Consider the following 17863-nt stretch of genomic DNA (forward strand, 5'->3'; position numbering starts at 1 on the left):
AAATTTAAATTTTAACATTGTAAAATTAAAAAATCCTCTTGAAAGTCAAGAGGATTGAATTGTTAGAAAAGGTTGTAAACTTTTAGTTAGGTCAATTCGAAACATTTTAATAATTAGATCTGAATGACATCTATGTTTATAAGATTACAAAAACAATAAAAGGTTGCGTGGAACTTTTTATTGTTTTCTATTTTATTTTTTTAAATCCTCAATAATAAGATTTGCAGTTCTTTCAGAAGCGCCAATTCCTCCAAGTTTGTGATATAATTCTTCATAACTATTCATGATTTTTTCACGTTTAGGAGAATTTAAAATTAAATTTAATTCTTGCTTAATATTTTTGTAAGTTAAATCATACTGAATCAATTCTTTCACGACTTCTTCATCCATAATAAGATTGACTAATGAAATAAAGCGAATGTTTTTTACGACACGTTTTCCAATTTCGTACGAAATTGCATTTCCTTTGTAACAAACAACTTCTGGAACTTTTAATAAGGCAGTTTCTAAAGTTGCAGTTCCAGATGTAACCAAAGCTGCATGAGAAACACGTAATAAATCGTAGGTTTTATTTTCTACAATTTTCAAGTTGTTACCTGCAATTTTTTTATAATTTTCGATCGGTTGAGATGGAGCTCCAGCGACAACAAATTGATAATCGGGAAAATCTTTTTCCACAGAAAGCATCAAAGGTAATTTGACTTTAATCTCTTGCGTTCGACTTCCAGGAAGTAAAGCAATAATTGGTCTTTCGTCTAAATTATAATTTTTTCTAAATTGTTGTTCATCAATTGGTGGAAGATTATTCAACGAATCTAATAATGGATTTCCAACAAAATCTACTTTGTAATCGTAACGTTGATAAAATTCTTCTTCAAACGGAAGAATCACAAACATTTTGTCGACAACTTTTTTGATTTTATGAACTCGACCTGTTTTCCAAGCCCAAATTTGTGGCGAAATATAATAGTAAACTTTAATTCCAAGACTTTTTACAAATTCAGCAATTCTCAAATTAAAACCAGGATAATCAACTAAAATAACTGCATCTGGCTGATAAGTTTCGATGTCTTTTTTGGCTACAGAAATATTTCCTAAAATCGTTCTCAAATTCATTACAACTTCGGCAAAACCCATAAAAGCCAAATCTCTGTAATGTTTGACCAAAGTTCCGCCTTGCGCTTGCATCAAATCTCCTCCCCAAAATCTGAATTCAGCTTGTGGATCTTTTAATTTTAATTCTTTCATTAAGTTCGATGCGTGTAAATCGCCCGAAGCTTCACCTGCAATGATATAGTATTTCAATGGAAATAATTTTTCTTCTTACAAAGATAGGAGAAATCTATAAGTAGAGTAGATTTCAATGTTTTTTATTGCGTAAATTTACTCTTTCAAATAAAGAATAATGTCAGACGAAATTATAAATAAAGTTGCCAATAGTAGTTTAGTAACAATCGATTTGCAGGATTTTTATCCAGATGGAGAACGTGTTGTTTTTGACTTGAAAGATTGGTTATATGAAGAGTTGATTCTTAGAGAAAAAGATTTTAGAGAAAATCTTAAAAATCATGATTGGACTCAATACCAAGATAAATATGTGGCATTGACGTGTACTGCGGATGCGATTGTTCCGTCTTGGGCTTACTTATTGGTTGCAACCTACTTGTCGCCAATTGCAAAACGAGTTGTACACGGAAGCTTACAAGATTTAGATACGATTTTGTACACAGAAATTGTAGATCATTTGCCTTATGAAGATTATGTTGATGGAAAAATAATTGTGAAAGGTTGTTCACACAAGCCAGTTCCAGATTCGGCTTATATTCAATTAATTGAACGTTTACAACCAATTGTAAGTTCGTTGATGTTTGGCGAGGCTTGTAGTACAGTTCCGCTTTATAAAAAGAAGAGATAAAAAAAAATCCGCTCTTTGAGCGGATTTTCTACACATGAATAAAATCGTAATATACTTATTGATTAGTTCTGAAAACTAATTTATTATCTCCAGGTTTTTCTTCGAAATAATCGATTAAAACCGCATCATTATCATTTATTGTTCCTTTCAAAATTTCTTTCGAAAGTTCATTTAATACATCTTGCTGAATAACTCGTTTCAATGGTCGTGCTCCAAATTGTGGATCGTAACCTTTTCTTGCTAAATAATCGACAGCTTCTGGCGTAATATCTAATGTAATATCACGTTGTGCTAATTTCTTCGCAACTCCGCTTAAATAGATATTCACGATTCCGGAAATTTGGTTTTCACTCAATGGACGGAACAAAATAATTTCATCAATACGATTCAAAAATTCTGGTCTAAAGTTTTGTTTCAATTCTTCAAAAACTACATCTTTTGTCTCATCATAAACTTGTGCCACATTGTTTTCGTCAATATTTGAGAATTTATCCAAAATCGTATGCGAACCAAAATTCGATGTCATAATGATAATCGTATTTTTAAAGTTAACTACACGACCTTTGTTGTCTGTCAAACGTCCGTCATCCAAAACTTGTAACAAAATATTGAAAACATCTGGATGCGCTTTCTCAATTTCGTCCAACAAAATAACTGAATAAGGACGACGACGAACCGCTTCTGTTAACTGACCACCTTCGTCGTAACCAACGTAACCCGGAGGTGCACCAACCAAGCGAGAAACTGCGTGACGCTCCTGATATTCGGACATGTCGATACGAGTCATTGCATTTTCATCATCGAATAAAAATTCAGCTAAAGCTTTTGCTAACTCAGTTTTCCCAACACCAGTCGAACCTAAGAATAAGAACGAACCAATTGGTTTTCCTTCGTCACTAAGACCTGCGCGAGAACGACGAATTGCATCAGAAACAGCTGTAATTGCTTCTTCTTGTCCAAGGACACGTTTGTGTAATTCGCTTTCTAAATTCAATAATTTTTCGCGGTCTGATTGCATCATTTTCTGAGCTGGAACTCCAGTCCATTTTGATACAACTTCTGCAATATCATCTGCATCAACAAACTCTTTAACCAGTTTATTTTGTTTATTTTCTTCAAGATTATGTTCAGCTTCTTCTAAATTATTTTTTGCATTAACTAAATCTTCAAACTCTAATTTGGAAGCTTTTGCATAATCATAATCACGTTTTGCTCGTTCAATTTCGAATTTGATATTTTCGATAGATTTTCTTAAATCTTGAACTTCATCGGCACGATTTCTTTCCGCTTCCCATTTCGAATTCAATTGATTTCTTTCATCTTGAAGATTAGATAATTCTTCTTTCAAAAGATTCAATTTTTTCTCATCATTTTCACGTTTTATCGCTTCAATTTCGATTTCTAATTGAATAATTCTACGATCTAATTTATCTAAATCTTCTGGTTTAGAATTCATTTCCATTCTCAACTTAGAAGCTGCTTCGTCCATCAAATCGATGGCTTTATCTGGTAAAAAACGATCTGTAATATAACGTGTTGATAATTTTACAGCCGCAATAATTGCTTCGTCTTTAATTCCAATTTTATGGTGTTGCTCGTATTTATCTTTGATTCCACGTAAAATAGAAATTGCTGATTCTTCGTCTGGCTCTTCTACCATTACTTTTTGGAAACGACGCTCTAAAGCTTTATCTTTTTCAAAATATTTTTGATATTCATTCAAAGTTGTAGCACCAATCGAACGTAATTCACCACGAGCTAAAGCAGGTTTCAGTATATTTGCTGCATCCATTGCGCCTTCTCCTCCGCCGCCAGCACCAACAAGCGTGTGAATCTCATCGATGAACAAAATTATTTCTCCATTAGAAGCAGTTACCTCTTTTACAACGGCTTTCAAACGCTCTTCGAACTCACCTTTGTATTTTGCACCCGCAACCAAAGCTCCCATATCCAATGAAAAAATTTGTTTATTCAAAAGATTTTCAGGAACATCTCCATTGATGATACGATGCGCTAAACCTTCTGCTATAGCGGTTTTACCAACACCTGGTTCACCAATAAGGATTGGGTTATTTTTTGTACGACGTGATAGAATTTGTAAAACACGACGAATTTCTTCGTCACGTCCAATTACAGGATCTAATTTTCCTTCTTTTGCTAAATCTGTTAAGTTTTTAGCATATTTGTTTAATGAATTATATGTTCCTTCTGCGTTTTCAGAAGTTACTCTTTCTCCGTTTCTCAATTCTGTTACTAATTTTTTTGTGTTGTCGAATGTTACACCTCTATTTTTTAATAACTGACTTACAGGCGATACATTCTTGATTATACCTAATAATAAATGCTCTAATGTGATAAAATCATCGTTCATCTCTTTTGCAATTTCTTGTGCAGATTGCAAAATTTGGTTAGATGAATTGGAAAGATGATTTCCTTGTTGACCTTCAATTTTTGGATATTTATTGATTTCTAAATCCAGCTCAGGTTTCAACATATCCATTTTTACACCTTGTTTTTCTAAGATTAATGATAATACGTTTTCATCAACATCTATCATTCCGCCTAAAATATGAGCTGGTTCTATTGCTTGATTTTTTTGAGCAACTGCAATTTGCTGCGCTGCTTGAATCGCCTCACGACCCTTTATTGTAAATTGATTAAAATCCATTGGTTTTTAGTTTTTTATATTGGTTTTGTTTGTTGTATTTCATCAAAAAAAATTCCAAAGTAGAAATAAAACCTAAAAACTGACTTTTTGACTTTATTGAATAAAAAAAAGAGACATTTTGACAATATCTCCTTTCGTTTAAAAATTTTTATAGTATTTAAAATAAACCTTCTACTGATAAATAGCGTTCGCCAGTATCGTAGTTGACAGTTAATATTTTCGTATCTTTGTCTACTTCATTCAATGTTTTAGCAACTGCAGCTAGCGAAGCTCCTGTCGAAATTCCGACAAATAAACCTTCTATTTTAGCAGCTTTTTTTGCAAATTCAAATGCTTCTTCTTTTGTAATTTGAATAGAAGAATCAACGATTGAAGTATCTAAATTAGTTGGAATAAAGCCTGCTCCAATTCCTTGAATCGCGTGTGGACCAGGATTTCCTCCTGAAATGACAGGAGAATCTGTTGGTTCTACAGCGATAACTTTTGTTGAAGAATTAACTTCTTTCAATGCTTTTCCAATTCCAGAAAGATGTCCACCTGTTCCAACTCCTGTGATTAAATATTCAACTCCTTGTGGAAAATCAGAAAGAATTTCTTTTGCTGTTGTATTGTAATGAACTGTCGGATTCGAACTATTCTCAAATTGCTGCGGAACCCAAGCGCCTTCTATTGTTTCGGCTAATTCTTGAGCTTTTGCAATAGCGCCTTTCATTCCTAATTCTTTTGGAGTTAAAACAAATTCAGCACCATAAGCTTCCATAATTTTACGACGTTCAATTGACATCGATTCCGGCATTGTGATAATCATTTTGTAACCTTTTACAGCTGCAACAAATGATAAGCCAATTCCTGTATTTCCCGAAGTAGGTTCTATAATTGTTCCTCCAGGTTTTAAAATTCCAGCTTTTTCAGCATCTTCAATCATTGCTAAAGCAATACGATCTTTGATTGATCCACCTGGATTTTGTTTTTCTACTTTAATATAAACATTATGGTTAGGAAATAATTTATTCAGTTTAATAATTGGTGTATTTCCTATAGTTTCTAATACATTATTGTAAATCATTGTTGTAAGGTTTTAGATGATATAATTGATATGTTGTTCTTTTTTTTGTTTTTTTATTTGCGGTTGATTCTCTTGATAGACAACAGAATCTTCTTCTATACTTTCTGTAATCCAAACATTTCCACCGATTACAGAATTTTCTCCAATTACAGTTGTTCCTCCCAAAATAGTTGCTCCAGCATAAATTGTGACATTGTTTTCTATTGTTGGATGACGTTTTTTATCAGCCAAATTCTTCGAAACATAAAACGCTCCTAATGTTACGCCTTGGTAAATTTTTACATTATCACCAATCAATGTTGTTTCTCCAATCACAATTCCTGTACCATGATCGATATAAAAATTTTTTCCAATTGTAGCTCCAGGATGAATATCAATTCCAGTTTTAGAATGTGCATATTCTGAGAAAAAACGTGGAAGAATTGGCGTATTCAGTTTATAGAGAATATGTGCTAAACGATGAATTGCAATTGCAAAAAAGCCAGGATATGCTAAAATGATTTCAATTTCTGATTTAGATGCAGGATCATTTGCATAAAAAACAAAAATCAGTTCTTCTAATTCTTGTCTAAGTTGTTTTAATTGTTCAAAAAAGTATAAACTAATTTGATTCGATTTCTCCTCAGGAACAATTTTTAACAAAATAGAATTGAATTGATAGAGTAAATCTTCTTTCTTGTACAAAGGATTTGGTTGTTGAAAAATCTCATCATAAATAATGGATTCTATCAACGGTTCTACTTCTTGTTTTCTAAATGGTAAACTGTATTTCGTAAGCTGATTCATTCTTAAATCTATAAACTCTATAAAAATAGTAGACAAATGTATTCATTTTTTTATTTTTAAAGAAGAAATTGTCGAATAAATGACAAAAACCATTAAAATGTTTTCGTTTTTATTATTACTATGTAAGCATAATAATACACTATTTTGACTTTTATGAATAAAATAAATAATTATTTATTTAAAATTATTTACCAAATTAAGCAATTGATAATTAATATTATAGGTAAATTTATGTGTTTAAAAGAGATTATTTTAATAAAAAATAAAGCATAGTGTTTTATTTACACTAAAAAATAGTTATTTTAGTGAAATAAATTTTAAAGGATAAAAATATGAAAAAATCAATTTTATTCGGATTATTCTTTATGTTGACATCTTTAATGTATGCGCAATCACCAATTGGAATTTGGAAAACAATTGATGATGAGACAAAACAGGCGAAGTCTTACGTAGAGATTTTCGAGAAAGATGGAAAACTTTATGGTAAAGTCACTAAGATTTTAACGAAAGGAAAAGAAGATGCAAAATGTACAGATTGTTCAGGAGCATTAAAAAATAAACCAATTTTAGGAATGCAAATTCTTTCTGGTCTTAAAAAAGACGGAAAAGAATGGAATGGAGGTAAAATCCTTGATCCTAATAGTGGAAAGGAATACAAAGCAAAAATGTCTCTTAACGGAAATGATAAATTAGACGTAAGAGGTTTTATCGGAATTTCTCTTGTAGGAAGAACGCAAACTTGGCAACGAGTTAAATAAAAATCAAAACAAAAACGAAAAGGTTACTCTGAGTAATCAAACCCACAAAATTTTACTCTATAATGACTATTTCTAAAAGAATAGTCATTATTTTTTTTGCGTAAATTTGTAGCTTCAAAACTAACGTTTTGATTTTTTAAAATACATCAATGAGTTTAATTAAAAGAGCGTTCTCGTACGCAAAACCATATAGAACTTCGTTTGTTACAGCGATTGTATTCAATTTACTCTATGCACTTTTCAATGTAATTGCATTGGCTTTTATGATGCCAATTTTGAGTGTTTTGTTTGGTGAAAAAACAACTGGAGTTATCGCAAAACCTATTTATTCTGGTGATTTGGGTGATCTAAAACAATTTTTTTCAGATTATTCAGCTTATTATATGAATGAGCTTTCTCAAACAGAAGGACCAGTTTATGTGTTAGCGATTTCGTGTGTGATATTTATTATTGCATTTCTATTTCGAAATATTTTCAGTTTTCTTTCCGAAACTTGTTTAGTCGATTTACGTTCTGGTGTAACACGTGATTTACGTGTAGATATTCACAACAAAATTATTGATTTACCAGTTGCTTATCTTACTGAAAAAAGAAAAGGTGATATGATTAATCGTATTTCAAGCGACGTAAACGAAGTAGAATCTAACATCTTAAATTCTATTGTAGAGATTGTTCGTTCACCAATTATGATTATTGTTTTCGTTGTGGTATTATTTACAGTTAGTTATCAATTAACAATTTTCGCTATTTTGGTTTTTCCGATTATGGGAACAATTATTTCGTTGATTGGAAAAAGTCTGAAAAAAGCTGCTGCTCATGCGCAAGACGAATTATCTAACATTATTACTTATGTAGACGAAACACTTTCTTCGCTTAAGATTATCAAAATTTTTAATGCTGAAGATCAAGTAAAAGGACGTTTTGATGAATCGATTAATCGATATCGAAAATATCTTCAAAAAGTAATGAAAAAACGTGCTTTGGCTTCACCAACAAGTGAATTTTTAGGTGCTGTTACAATTGGATTAATTGTATTTTTTGGAGGAAAATTATCGTTAGAAGGAAATGGTTTAACAGGTTCACAATTTATTTTTTATATCGCAACATTTTATACATTATTAGATCCGATTAAACGTTTTTCGAAAGCATTATCAGATGTACAAAAAGGAGAAGTTTCTGCAAAGAGAATTTTTGAAGTTTTGGATGCTGATGTTTCGATAAAAGATGTTCCAGATGCAAAAGGAATTAATGCGTTTGAAGATAAAATTGAGTTTAGAAATGTGACATTTGCTTATGGAAAACATGATGTGATTAAAGATTTTAATTTAACGATTAACAAAGGAGAAACGGTTGCTTTAGTAGGGCAATCTGGTTCTGGAAAATCAACTTTAGCAAATTTAATTACTCGTTTTTGGGATGTTAAATCAGGCCAAATTCTAATTGATGGAATTGATATAAAGCATATAAAACTTTACGATTATAGATTGTTATTTGGATTAGTGACTCAAGATTCTATTCTGTTTAATGATACAATTTTTAATAATATTTCATTAGGAGATAAATCTCCAAGTGAGGATAAAGTAGTAAATGCTGCTCGAATAGCGAACGCAGAAGAATTTATAGTGAAAATGCCTGAAAAATATCAAGAATCGGTAGGAGAGGGAGGAAATAAGCTTTCTGGTGGACAAAAGCAACGTTTAAGTATTGCGCGTGCGGTTTATAAAAACCCACCTATAATGGTTTTAGATGAAGCAACATCTGCATTGGATACTAAGTCAGAGAAGTTAGTACAGGTTGCTTTAAATAATATGATGCAAAACAGAACCTCTTTAGTTATTGCTCATCGTTTATCAACGATTCAGAATGCGGATAAAATAGTGGTAATGGAGGCTGGAAAAATAATAGAAGAGGGAAATCATCATTCGCTTATTGATAAAAAAGGAGTTTATGCGAATTTGGTTAATATGCAGAATTTTAATGATTAAGAAATAAGACAAAAAAAGCTTCGATTATCGAAGCTTTTTTTGTCTTATTAAGAATTACTTTTAGATAATTATTTAACTAAATTAAATTTTTCGTCTGCTTTCCATACTCTATATTCTAATGTATATCCTTTAGGAATATAAACTATGATTGGTAATTTGCTGTTATAACGAGTTTGAATAGATTGTGCGTGAACAATTTTTTCAACAGATTTATTATCAAAACAACCCATTAAAGTTCCTGCGACATTCCCATTAGATTCGAAATTGAAATAATCATAACCCCAACCATCAACAGTTTTCTGTTCAAAGCTTCCTGCTAAAAAGAAGTTATTACATGTATCAACCAATGTTTTTTTTCCTGCAAAAATTTCTATACTATAATTTTCTTCATTAGGTAAAGTTTTTAAAGTGATAATTTTTTGCTCATAACCGTCTTTTGCTTTTGGGTACATTGAATAATCTATTTTATTATTTTTTTGCGCAAAAGATATTGTAAACATTAATAATGCTAAAACGCTAAATACTCTTGTAAGTTTCATACTAAATTGATTTTTTATTTTCTATTACTAAGATGCAAAAGGAGGAAGAATGGTTGCGCGAAGAAATGTTAAATATTTGTAAAATAAAAAAGACAATCATTTTGATTGTCTTTTTTGCTCCTCCTCTTGGGCTCGAACCAAGGACCCTCTGATTAACAGTCAGATGCTCTAACCAACTGAGCTAAGGAGGAAAATCCGATATTTTAAAATTTTATTTTTAAGTCTTTGTTTGACATTTTACTAAAAAAGCTCCTCCTCTTGGGCTCGAACCAAGGACCCTCTGATTAACAGTCAGATGCTCTAACCAACTGAGCTAAGGAGGAATGTTGCTTAATTGTGGGTGCAAATATAGAAGTATTTTTTACACCCACAAAAAATATTTTAAATTTTATTTAAAAATCATGTTCGCAATATCATTCCCGAAGATGAATACCATTAATCCTAAGATAATTACAACTCCAACCATTTGCGCTTTTTCTAAAACTTTTTCACTTGGTTTTTTACCTGTAACCATTTCGTAGATTGCAAAAACAGCATGTCCACCGTCTAAACCTGGAATTGGTAATAAGTTAATGAATGCTAACCAAGCAGAAATCATAGCCGTGAATGACCAGAAAAATAACCAGTTCCATTCTTTCGGCATTTGTTTTACCATTCCAATTGGACCAGCAACTTGTTTACGACCATCTTTTACTTGGAACAATGTTCCAATTCCGCGAACTTGCGTTGCGATAGCTTCAAATGGCTCTACAATTCCTTTTGCGATTCCTTCACCAATTGTATAATCTTCTTGAGAAATTAAAGACTCTAAATATATTCTAGAATTACTAAAACCAATAGTTCCGTCTTTACCAACATTCACCATTAATTCTACAGGCTCACCTTTTCTTTCGATGCTCAAAGAAGTTGTTTTTCCTTTGTACTCTTTTAATTTATTTTTTACATCTGAATATAATGGCGTTGTAAAACCATCAACAGCAACAACTTTATCATCCTTTAGTAGTCCTGCTTTTTGCGCTGCACTATTATTAACAACAGAATCAACTACAGTTGGCATTTGAGGAACAAAGAAAGCTCCTTTTGCATTTAAAATTTCTGTTCTAAAATCTTCTGTAATAGGTAAAGAAACTTCTTTTCCTTGACGTTTTACATTTAAGGTTTCACCACCTAATAAAGCTTCTTTTCCTATTTCATTTAAAGCTTGATATTTAATACCATTTACACCTACTGGAATATCACCTTTTAGTAAGCCAAACTTAGTTTGCGTAGTATCAGCTTCAATTCCGTATTGCATTTTATTTACATCAATAAAACTTTTTCCTTGAGAAATGAATAAGACTGCATAAATAATCATCGCTAAAATGATATTCACAATAATACCACCTAACATAATAATTAATCGTTGCCAAGCTGGTTTTACGCGAAATTCCCATGGTTTTGGCTCTTGTTTCATTTGTTCCAAATCCATACTCTCGTCAATCATTCCCGAAAGTTTTACATATCCACCAAGAGGTAACCAACCGATACCATAAACAGTATCACCAATTTTCTTTTTCCAAATGGCAAATTTTACATCGAAAAAACAAAAGAAGCGTTCTACACGAACACCAAACCATCTCGCTGTTACATAATGTCCAAGTTCGTGCAACATTACTAAAAGCATCAAACTAAGCATTAAAGTAGCTATCTGTATTAACATATTATTTTAAATTTGATTATGTTCTAATTTTTTAATGACTACAAAATTAATTGTTTTTATTTATCAACGCTTTTTATTTTTTCCATTCTAAGGTTTCTAACAATTTTTTTACATCTTTTTTAATGTAATCAACTGCTGGAGCTAAAGAATCTGGTTTTGGTTGAGTTTTGAAATAAACCGAACCTGCCAAGAAATTCTTAACACTATCCGTAGCATGAAATTGAATATTAATGGCTGATTCTCCTCCTAATTCATACATAGTACCAAAAACCTTTTTTTTGGGAAAATAAAATTCTTGTGGAGATATAAAACTTGCTTTAACTGTCTGTTCTTGCACAAAGCTTTCGCTTTCTTTAATTTGGACAATTAAATCTTGTTGAGACTGAACTGGAAAATATGTCAGGTAAATTGTCGCTTTCATTCTTGGATAAACAATATTAAAAGAGTTTGGTTTTTTGCCCGCTACGAGCTTTCCAAAGTTTGAATATTGGAAAGTATAAGGCACATTTTCTTTGAATGATAGATAAGTTTGTTGCGGATATTCGAGACGAACTTGTCCTAAAGGTTTAGCAACTTCCTCATTTTTATTACACGATACAAAAAAAATAGCACTACTACATAATGCTATTATAGTTTTAAAATTCATTGTATAACGTAAAACGTTAAGTTTTGTAAAATTCATTTATTTTTTTAATTTCTAAAAAGGCAAATCGTCTTCTCCTTCATCTATAAAAGGTGGCTCGACAACCGTTGTGTTTTGTTGACTTTGCTGAACTTTGTTCTGATCATTTTGCATGGCTTGACGTTGTTCATTGTCAATTTTTGGTGTCAAAAACTCGATTGAATTTGCTACGATTTCTGTCGTATAACGAGTTTGTCCGTTATCGTCCCATTTGCGCGTTTTGATGCGTCCTTCAACAAAAACTTTATCTCCTTTTTTCAGATAACGATCACATAATTCTGCCAATTTATTGCGTGTCACAATATTGTGCCATTCTGTTTCTGTAATTCGTTCTCCCGTTCTCGAGATATATGATTCTGTCGTTGCAATAGGAAATCGTCCAATACAATTTTGTTCGTCAAAATGATGCAATTTTACATCATCACCCAAATTTCCGATCAAAAGTACTTTATTCGTTGTTCCATTCATAGTTGTAATAGGTTTTTAGTGGCTTGTTACTTACAAAGTTAATCCAAATAATGTTTATTTATAAATTTTTCTATAGGTTTTGGAAGCGGATAATGTTCAAGATCATTTAAAGCAATCATTTCAAAATCATTTTCTGCTTGCAAATTTGTTATATCTCTTAAAGATACGTTTAATTTCCAATATTTTATAAATAAATTTTGATGTGACAATATATGTTTCCCCTCTTCTATAAAAGTTAAATTATTTTCAAGATTTTGATCTAAAATCCAACCTTTATCCAATAAATCAGTTTCAGTTTCGATTTTTGGGAAAGTGAATAAATTTTTCCAAACATCATTTCCAATTCGTTTAGATAGCGCAATTTTATCTTCATTTTCGATGAGAATAAAATGTAGAAAACGATTAGAAATTTTTGTCTTTTTCAATTTGACGGGTAATTCATTTACTCTATTCAATCGAAGTGCTTCACATGACTCATTTAATGGACAAATTTCACACTTTGGTTGTTTTGGCGTACAAATCGTTGCACCCAAATCCATTACTGCCTGATTAAAATCACCTGGACGTTTTTTATCTATGATTTCTAAACCCAAATCCCAGAAAATCTTCTTTGTTTTTGGCGAACTTATATCATCTGTAATATTAAAATATCGTGCAAAAACTCGAAACATATTTCCATCAACAGCAGGAACAGCTTCATTATATACGATAGATGCAATTGCGGCAGCAGTATAATCTCCAACTCCTTTTAACTTTTTTAGATCTTTGAAATTATCAGGAAATTGCCCATTATATTCGTCAGTAATCATTTTTGCAGTGAAGTGTAAATTTCTGGCACGGGAATAATAACCCAATCCTTGCCAGAGTTTTAGGACTTTTTGTTCATCAGCATTTGCTAAATCGAAAATAGTCTCAAATTCTTGTATGAAATTATTGTAAAATTTCATACCTTGGTCAACCCTTGTTTGTTGGAGAATAATTTCTGACAACCAAATGCAAAATGGGTCTTTTGTATATCGCCAAGGCAAATCTCGTTTATTTTCGTCAAAATATGACAAAATCAGATAGTTGAAGTTCATAAAAACTATTAAAATGTTTTTTTGTTGGGATACAATCGTTATATTTGCACCCGCTTTCAAATTTAAGAATAATAAGAGGAATTATGACAAAGGCAGAAATAGTAAATAACATTTCAGGTAAATTAGGACTTGAAAAGAGCGATACTCAAAGAGTGGTAGAATCGTTTATGGAGGAGGTGATTAAATCATTAGTAGAAGGAGAAAATGTATACTTAAGAGGATTTGGTTCTTTTACTATTAAAACTAGAGCTGAAAAAACAGGTAGAAATATTACAAAAGGTACTTCTATTATCATCCCAGCACACAACGTTCCTACATTTAAACCAGCTAAAACTTTCATCGAAGATGTAAAGACTAGCGAAGCAAACGTAATCAAATAACAATAAAATAATTGTATCATGCCAAGCGGAAAAAAACGTAAAAGACATAAGGTAGCGACGCACAAACGCAAAAAACGTCGTCGTCTTAACAGACACAAAAAGAAAAAATAATTAGTAGCAACGCTATTAATATATTTAGTCTTTTTACAAGATAGCACTTTTCAATGGAAATTTTGGAAAGTGCTTTTATCATTTTTAAAAACATAATTTTTTGATGAGTAAAGAATTAGTGATTTCAGCCTTAGCTGATCAAGTACGCATCGCAGTTTTAGATGAAGGTCGCTTGATGGAATTTCATCAAGACACTGCAAATGATGGCTTTGCAGTTGGCGACATTTACTTGGGTAAAATCAAAAAATTAGCTCCCAGTTTAAATGCAACCTTTGTTGATATTGGTTATTCGAAAGATGCATTTTTACATTATCATGACTTAGGTCCACAAATACGTTCGTCAAATGCGTACAACAAAATTGTAGCAAACGGCACGTACAAAACCGAAAAATTGAAAAACTTCCGTATGGAAGAACCGATTGACAAAGATGGACAAATTACAGAAATCTTTGCTCCTGGTGATTCCGTTTTGGTTCAAATTACAAAAGAACCAATCCATACGAAAGGACCAAGAATTACTTCTGAAATTTCAATTGCTGGTCGATATTTAGTTTTAGTTCCATTTTCGGAACGTGTTTCGATTTCGCAAAAAATCAAACAAAAACCAGAACGCGATCGTTTAATCAAAATTTTAGAAGGTTTAACACCAGAAGGCTTCGGAGTAATCATCAGAACAGTTGCTGAAGAGAAGAATGCAGAAGAATTACAGGCAGATTTGACTTATTTATTGAATAAATGGACTCAAATCTTTAAAAATCTTCAAAAAAAGAAAGCGCCAGCTAAAATTCTTAGCGAAATGGACAGAGCTTCTTCTATATTGAGAGATAATTTTAATGATGATTTTGTTAAAATTTCTGTTGATGATGACGAATTAGCGGACGAAATGCGCGAATATTTGGAAGTTATTGCGCCAGATAAAATTAATTTGGTAAAAGAATACGACGATCCATTTGTTCCAATTTTTGAGAAGTTTAATGTCGAAAGACAAATTAAACAAGCTTTTGGTAAAACGGTAACTATTCCACAATCTAAAGGTGCATATCTTGTGATTGAACATACAGAAGCGTTACACGTAATTGATGTGAATTCCGGAAATATTTCTCGTAATTCTAAAAATCAGGAAGATTCAGCTTTTGCCGTAAACAAAATTGCTGCTTCTGAAATTGCACGTCAGTTGCGATTACGTGATATGGGAGGAATTGTTGTGGTCGATTTTATTGACATGACAGATGTAGAACATAAAAAAGAATTGTTCGAGCATCTGAGAGCTGAAATGGCGAAAGATAAAGCAAAACATAAGATTTTGCCACCAAGTAAATTTGGATTGATTCAGATTACAAGACAACGTGTTCGCCCAGAAGTGAATTTCGTTACAACTGAAGAAAATCCTAACCAAGAATCGAATGAAGTTGAAGCACCTATCGTTACAATTGATAAAATTGAACAAGTGCTCTTGAATATCCTTGATAGAAAAGATAAGGATTTACGAAAAATGTCGTTGCACGTACATCCTTTCGTAGCTGCTTATTTACAACATGGATTGCCAAGCATTCAGATGAAATGGTTTTTTAAGCATAAAAAGTGGATTAAGATTGTACCGAGAGATGCGTACAAATACTTACAATTTAATTTCTTGGATAAAGATCATAATACACTTTACAACGAATCAAATTAAAAAGACCTCGCAATTGCGAGGTTTTTTGTTTTATATTCGTTACTCAACAAAATACTATGAAAAAAATCTTTCGAATATTACTGAAATCTTTAGGCGTTTTAGTTTTACTAATTGTGGTGTATCTGCTTGCAGTGGTTTTATTGCCATTAATTCCAGTAAACAAAGAAAAACAAAAACCCAACGATCAAATCACAGCGTATATTTTGACAAATGGTGTACATACGGATATTGTCGTTTCTGTAAAATCTGAAGCAATTGATTGGTCTACTTTTATCCCTTTTTCGGATACTAAATCAAAAAAAGAATACAAATATATTGCCTTTGGTTGGGGTGATAAAGGTTTCTATTTGGATACACCTGAATGGAAAGATCTTAAATTTTCAACCGCTTTCAATGCTGCATTTTGGTTGGGGGACTCCGCAATGCATACCACTTTTTATGATAAAATGACTTTGGGAGAAGATTGTAAAAAAATAAATATGAGTATGGAAGAATATCAGAAGCTAATCACTTATATCAAACAATCTTTTGATTTAAATCAAAATAACAAAGCCGAATTAATAAAAACGGATGCTGTTTATGGAGATAGTGATTCGTTTTACGAAGCAAAAGAAAGTTATAGTCTATTTTTTACTTGCAATACTTGGACAGCAAACGCTTTGAAAGCGGCAAATAAAGAAGCTCCTTTATGGACAGCTACACAACAAGGAATTTTTTATCATTATGAATAAATTTTTTTTTGAATTATTTCTAATTCATTTTCAAAGAGTTGCCTATTAATGCGACTTGTAGAAAGAAAAAAAACACTTTTAAGATTTGGAAGTAATAAAATTTGCTCTATATTTGCAACACAATATCGCTAACGATACTCCTCCTTAGCTCAGTTGGTTAGAGCATCTGACTGTTAATCAGAGGGTCCTTGGTTCGAGCCCAAGAGGAGGAGCAAAAAAAGACAATCATTTTGATTGTCTTTTTTATTTTATACTGATTTTTATAGAATGATTGTTCAACCAATCTTTTGCCATATCAAAGGCTGATATATTCTTATTTAAATTAATAGGTTGATCCTTCAATGCTTTTAGATATTGTTGATTAATTAAATCAATTGTATAACGCTCAGCTTGTTTTAATTGTTGTTTTTCTCTGTTTGTTGAATAATAATTATTCTCATTAATAAAACTAAAATAATCATTCACTAATTCCCAAAGTTCAGGAATTCCTTTTCCAATTAATCCAGAACCTATGATGGATTTTCTTTTCCATTGTGATGATTTTGTAGGTAAAAATTGCAAAGAACGAACGATATCTAGTTTTGCATCTTTCACTAATTTTTCTTGAAACGAATCTGATTTATTAACGAAAATTAAATCTGCCATTTCCATAATTCCACGTTTTATACCTTGTAAATCATCTCCAGATCCAGGAAGTTGTAGAAATAGAAAAAGATCTGAAATTTCGTTCACAAGAGTTTCTGATTGCCCCACACCAACAGTTTCTATTAAGATGTTTTCAAACCCAGCTGCTTCACAAAGTAAAATTGCTTCGTAGGTACGTGATGTAATTCCTCCTAAAGATCCATTTGAAGCGCTTGGGCGAATGTAAGCACCTTCCTCTCTAGATAAGTCTTCCATTCGTGTTTTGTCACCTAAAATACTTCCTTTTGACAAAGAGCTACTCGGATCTATAGCAAGAATGGCAACCTTTTCACCTTGTTGAATGATATATTTACCTAAAGACTCGATAAATGTGCTTTTTCCAACTCCAGGAATCCCAGTGATTGCAATTCTTTTAGATGTATTAGAAGTTGGTAATAAGCTAATTATTTGATGAGCTAAATTTAAGTCATCTAATCGATTACTTTCCGCAAGTGTTATTGCTCTTGATAAAGCAAAACGATCTCCATCTTTTATTTTTTGAGCAAGTATTTCTGGTTCTATTTTTCGCATAAGATTAAATCTTATTTTAAAGATAGAATCTTAATTAAGAATAAAAAAATATGAAAATTTAAATATTGAAATTTTTATATAGGGAGTTACATTTCTAGTAATAAAT

At 31.6% G+C, this 17863-nt stretch carries 16 protein-coding genes and 3 tRNA genes; 7 read left to right on the forward strand and 12 right to left on the reverse strand.

The features are described from left to right. Nucleotides 1–192: 192 nt before the first annotated feature. Complete coding sequence (gene lpxB / locus E4J94_RS10155; RefSeq protein ID WP_135835695.1) at nt 193–1305, reverse strand: lipid-A-disaccharide synthase; 1113 nt, start codon at nt 1303–1305, stop codon at nt 193–195. Nucleotides 1306–1405: 100 nt separating this feature from the next. On the opposite strand from lpxB, the gene E4J94_RS10160 reads away from it, so the two are divergent. Beyond that, entirely contained in the window at nt 1406–1915 is a 510-nt protein-coding gene (locus E4J94_RS10160; RefSeq protein ID WP_135835696.1) for a DUF2480 family protein, read from the forward strand. A gap of 55 nt (nt 1916–1970) precedes the next feature. On the opposite strand, the gene clpB is transcribed toward E4J94_RS10160, so the two are convergent. The 3 genes from clpB to epsC all read right to left on the reverse strand — a co-directional run bounded on the left by clpB (nt 1971) and on the right by epsC (nt 6435). Next, nucleotides 1971–4583 carry an ATP-dependent chaperone ClpB gene (gene clpB, locus E4J94_RS10165; protein WP_038333249.1) on the reverse strand — a complete coding sequence of 871 codons (2613 nt, stop codon included), beginning with the start codon at nt 4581–4583 and terminating at the stop codon, nt 1971–1973. Between the two features lie 157 nt (nt 4584–4740). Continuing rightward, nucleotides 4741–5649 (reverse strand): cysteine synthase A, encoded by a 909-nt coding sequence (cysK, locus tag E4J94_RS10170; RefSeq protein ID WP_135835697.1) that lies wholly within the window; start codon nt 5647–5649, stop codon nt 4741–4743. A gap of 12 nt (nt 5650–5661) precedes the next feature. Further along, on the reverse strand, nt 5662–6435 hold the full coding sequence (epsC, locus tag E4J94_RS10175; RefSeq protein ID WP_135835698.1) for a serine O-acetyltransferase EpsC: 774 nt from the start codon (nt 6433–6435) through the stop codon (nt 5662–5664). 332 nt (nt 6436–6767) lie between these two features. Between epsC and E4J94_RS10180 the strand changes: the two genes are divergently transcribed. Together E4J94_RS10180 and E4J94_RS10185 are read left to right on the forward strand one after the other, a co-directional pair. Next, nucleotides 6768–7193 carry a DUF2147 domain-containing protein gene (locus tag E4J94_RS10180; RefSeq protein ID WP_135835699.1) on the forward strand — a complete coding sequence of 142 codons (426 nt, stop codon included), beginning with the start codon at nt 6768–6770 and terminating at the stop codon, nt 7191–7193. Nucleotides 7194–7342: 149 nt separating this feature from the next. After that, nucleotides 7343–9178: an ABC transporter ATP-binding protein gene (locus E4J94_RS10185; RefSeq protein ID WP_135835700.1), complete on the forward strand. Its 1836-nt coding sequence runs from the start codon at nt 7343–7345 to the stop codon at nt 9176–9178. Nucleotides 9179–9246: 68 nt separating this feature from the next. Here the strand turns inward: E4J94_RS10185 and E4J94_RS10190 are convergent, their stop codons facing one another. The 7 genes from E4J94_RS10190 to mutY all read right to left on the reverse strand — a co-directional run bounded on the left by E4J94_RS10190 (nt 9247) and on the right by mutY (nt 13645). Beyond that, nucleotides 9247–9717: an ecotin family protein gene (locus tag E4J94_RS10190; protein WP_135835701.1), complete on the reverse strand. Its 471-nt coding sequence runs from the start codon at nt 9715–9717 to the stop codon at nt 9247–9249. Between the two features lie 117 nt (nt 9718–9834). Beyond that, nucleotides 9835–9908: transfer RNA gene (locus E4J94_RS10195), tRNA-Asn, on the reverse strand. Nucleotides 9909–9966: 58 nt separating this feature from the next. Beyond that, nucleotides 9967–10040 (reverse strand) — tRNA-Asn (locus E4J94_RS10200). A 65-nt stretch (nt 10041–10105) separates the two neighbouring features. Continuing rightward, nucleotides 10106–11416, reverse strand: a complete 1311-nt coding sequence (gene rseP, locus E4J94_RS10205) for an RIP metalloprotease RseP (RefSeq protein WP_135835702.1) — start codon at nt 11414–11416, stop codon at nt 10106–10108. Between the two features lie 73 nt (nt 11417–11489). Continuing rightward, nucleotides 11490–12098, reverse strand: coding sequence for a gliding motility lipoprotein GldD (gene gldD / locus E4J94_RS10210; protein ID WP_246034299.1), 609 nt, complete (start codon nt 12096–12098; stop codon nt 11490–11492). 15 nt (nt 12099–12113) lie between these two features. Beyond that, entirely contained in the window at nt 12114–12566 is a 453-nt protein-coding gene (locus E4J94_RS10215; RefSeq protein ID WP_038334855.1) for a single-stranded DNA-binding protein, read from the reverse strand. 38 nt (nt 12567–12604) lie between these two features. Next, nucleotides 12605–13645, reverse strand: a complete 1041-nt coding sequence (gene mutY, locus E4J94_RS10220; RefSeq protein WP_246034300.1) for an A/G-specific adenine glycosylase — start codon at nt 13643–13645, stop codon at nt 12605–12607. Nucleotides 13646–13728: 83 nt separating this feature from the next. Here mutY and E4J94_RS10225 point away from each other — a divergent pair, with 83 nt between their 5' ends. The 4 genes from E4J94_RS10225 to E4J94_RS10240 all read left to right on the forward strand — a co-directional run bounded on the left by E4J94_RS10225 (nt 13729) and on the right by E4J94_RS10240 (nt 16754). Then, nucleotides 13729–14025 (forward strand): HU family DNA-binding protein, encoded by a 297-nt coding sequence (locus tag E4J94_RS10225; RefSeq protein WP_019975652.1) that lies wholly within the window; start codon nt 13729–13731, stop codon nt 14023–14025. A 214-nt stretch (nt 14026–14239) separates the two neighbouring features. Further along, complete coding sequence (locus tag E4J94_RS10230; protein WP_135835704.1) at nt 14240–15811, forward strand: Rne/Rng family ribonuclease; 1572 nt, start codon at nt 14240–14242, stop codon at nt 15809–15811. Between the two features lie 56 nt (nt 15812–15867). Next, entirely contained in the window at nt 15868–16542 is a 675-nt protein-coding gene (locus E4J94_RS10235; protein ID WP_135835705.1) for a TIGR02117 family protein, read from the forward strand. A 138-nt stretch (nt 16543–16680) separates the two neighbouring features. Then, nucleotides 16681–16754: transfer RNA gene (locus E4J94_RS10240), tRNA-Asn, on the forward strand. A gap of 31 nt (nt 16755–16785) precedes the next feature. On the opposite strand, the gene meaB is transcribed toward E4J94_RS10240, so the two are convergent. Next, nucleotides 16786–17757 (reverse strand): methylmalonyl Co-A mutase-associated GTPase MeaB, encoded by a 972-nt coding sequence (meaB, locus tag E4J94_RS10245; protein ID WP_135835706.1) that lies wholly within the window; start codon nt 17755–17757, stop codon nt 16786–16788. Between the last annotated feature and the right edge of the window lie 106 nt (nt 17758–17863).

This window comes from Empedobacter tilapiae (assembly GCF_004785645.1).
Taxonomy (GTDB): domain Bacteria; phylum Bacteroidota; class Bacteroidia; order Flavobacteriales; family Weeksellaceae; genus Empedobacter; species Empedobacter tilapiae.

Coding starts and splice junctions, on each gene's coding strand:
- E4J94_RS10235 (WP_135835705.1), top strand. CDS start 15,868: ATGAAAAAAATCTTTCGAATATTACTGAAATCTTTAGGCGTTTTAGTT.
- meaB (WP_135835706.1), bottom strand. CDS start 17,757: ATGCGAAAAATAGAACCAGAAATACTTGCTCAAAAAATAAAAGATGGA.
- E4J94_RS10225 (WP_019975652.1), top strand. CDS start 13,729: ATGACAAAGGCAGAAATAGTAAATAACATTTCAGGTAAATTAGGACTT.
- clpB (WP_038333249.1), bottom strand. CDS start 4,583: ATGGATTTTAATCAATTTACAATAAAGGGTCGTGAGGCGATTCAAGCA.
- E4J94_RS10185 (WP_135835700.1), top strand. CDS start 7,343: ATGAGTTTAATTAAAAGAGCGTTCTCGTACGCAAAACCATATAGAACT.
- cysK (WP_135835697.1), bottom strand. CDS start 5,649: ATGATTTACAATAATGTATTAGAAACTATAGGAAATACACCAATTATT.
- E4J94_RS10180 (WP_135835699.1), top strand. CDS start 6,768: ATGAAAAAATCAATTTTATTCGGATTATTCTTTATGTTGACATCTTTA.
- gldD (WP_246034299.1), bottom strand. CDS start 12,098: ATGAATTTTACAAAACTTAACGTTTTACGTTATACAATGAATTTTAAA.
- mutY (WP_246034300.1), bottom strand. CDS start 13,645: ATGAACTTCAACTATCTGATTTTGTCATATTTTGACGAAAATAAACGA.
- E4J94_RS10190 (WP_135835701.1), bottom strand. CDS start 9,717: ATGAAACTTACAAGAGTATTTAGCGTTTTAGCATTATTAATGTTTACA.
- rseP (WP_135835702.1), bottom strand. CDS start 11,416: ATGTTAATACAGATAGCTACTTTAATGCTTAGTTTGATGCTTTTAGTA.
- E4J94_RS10215 (WP_038334855.1), bottom strand. CDS start 12,566: ATGAATGGAACAACGAATAAAGTACTTTTGATCGGAAATTTGGGTGAT.
- E4J94_RS10230 (WP_135835704.1), top strand. CDS start 14,240: ATGAGTAAAGAATTAGTGATTTCAGCCTTAGCTGATCAAGTACGCATC.
- E4J94_RS10160 (WP_135835696.1), top strand. CDS start 1,406: ATGTCAGACGAAATTATAAATAAAGTTGCCAATAGTAGTTTAGTAACA.
- epsC (WP_135835698.1), bottom strand. CDS start 6,435: ATGAATCAGCTTACGAAATACAGTTTACCATTTAGAAAACAAGAAGTA.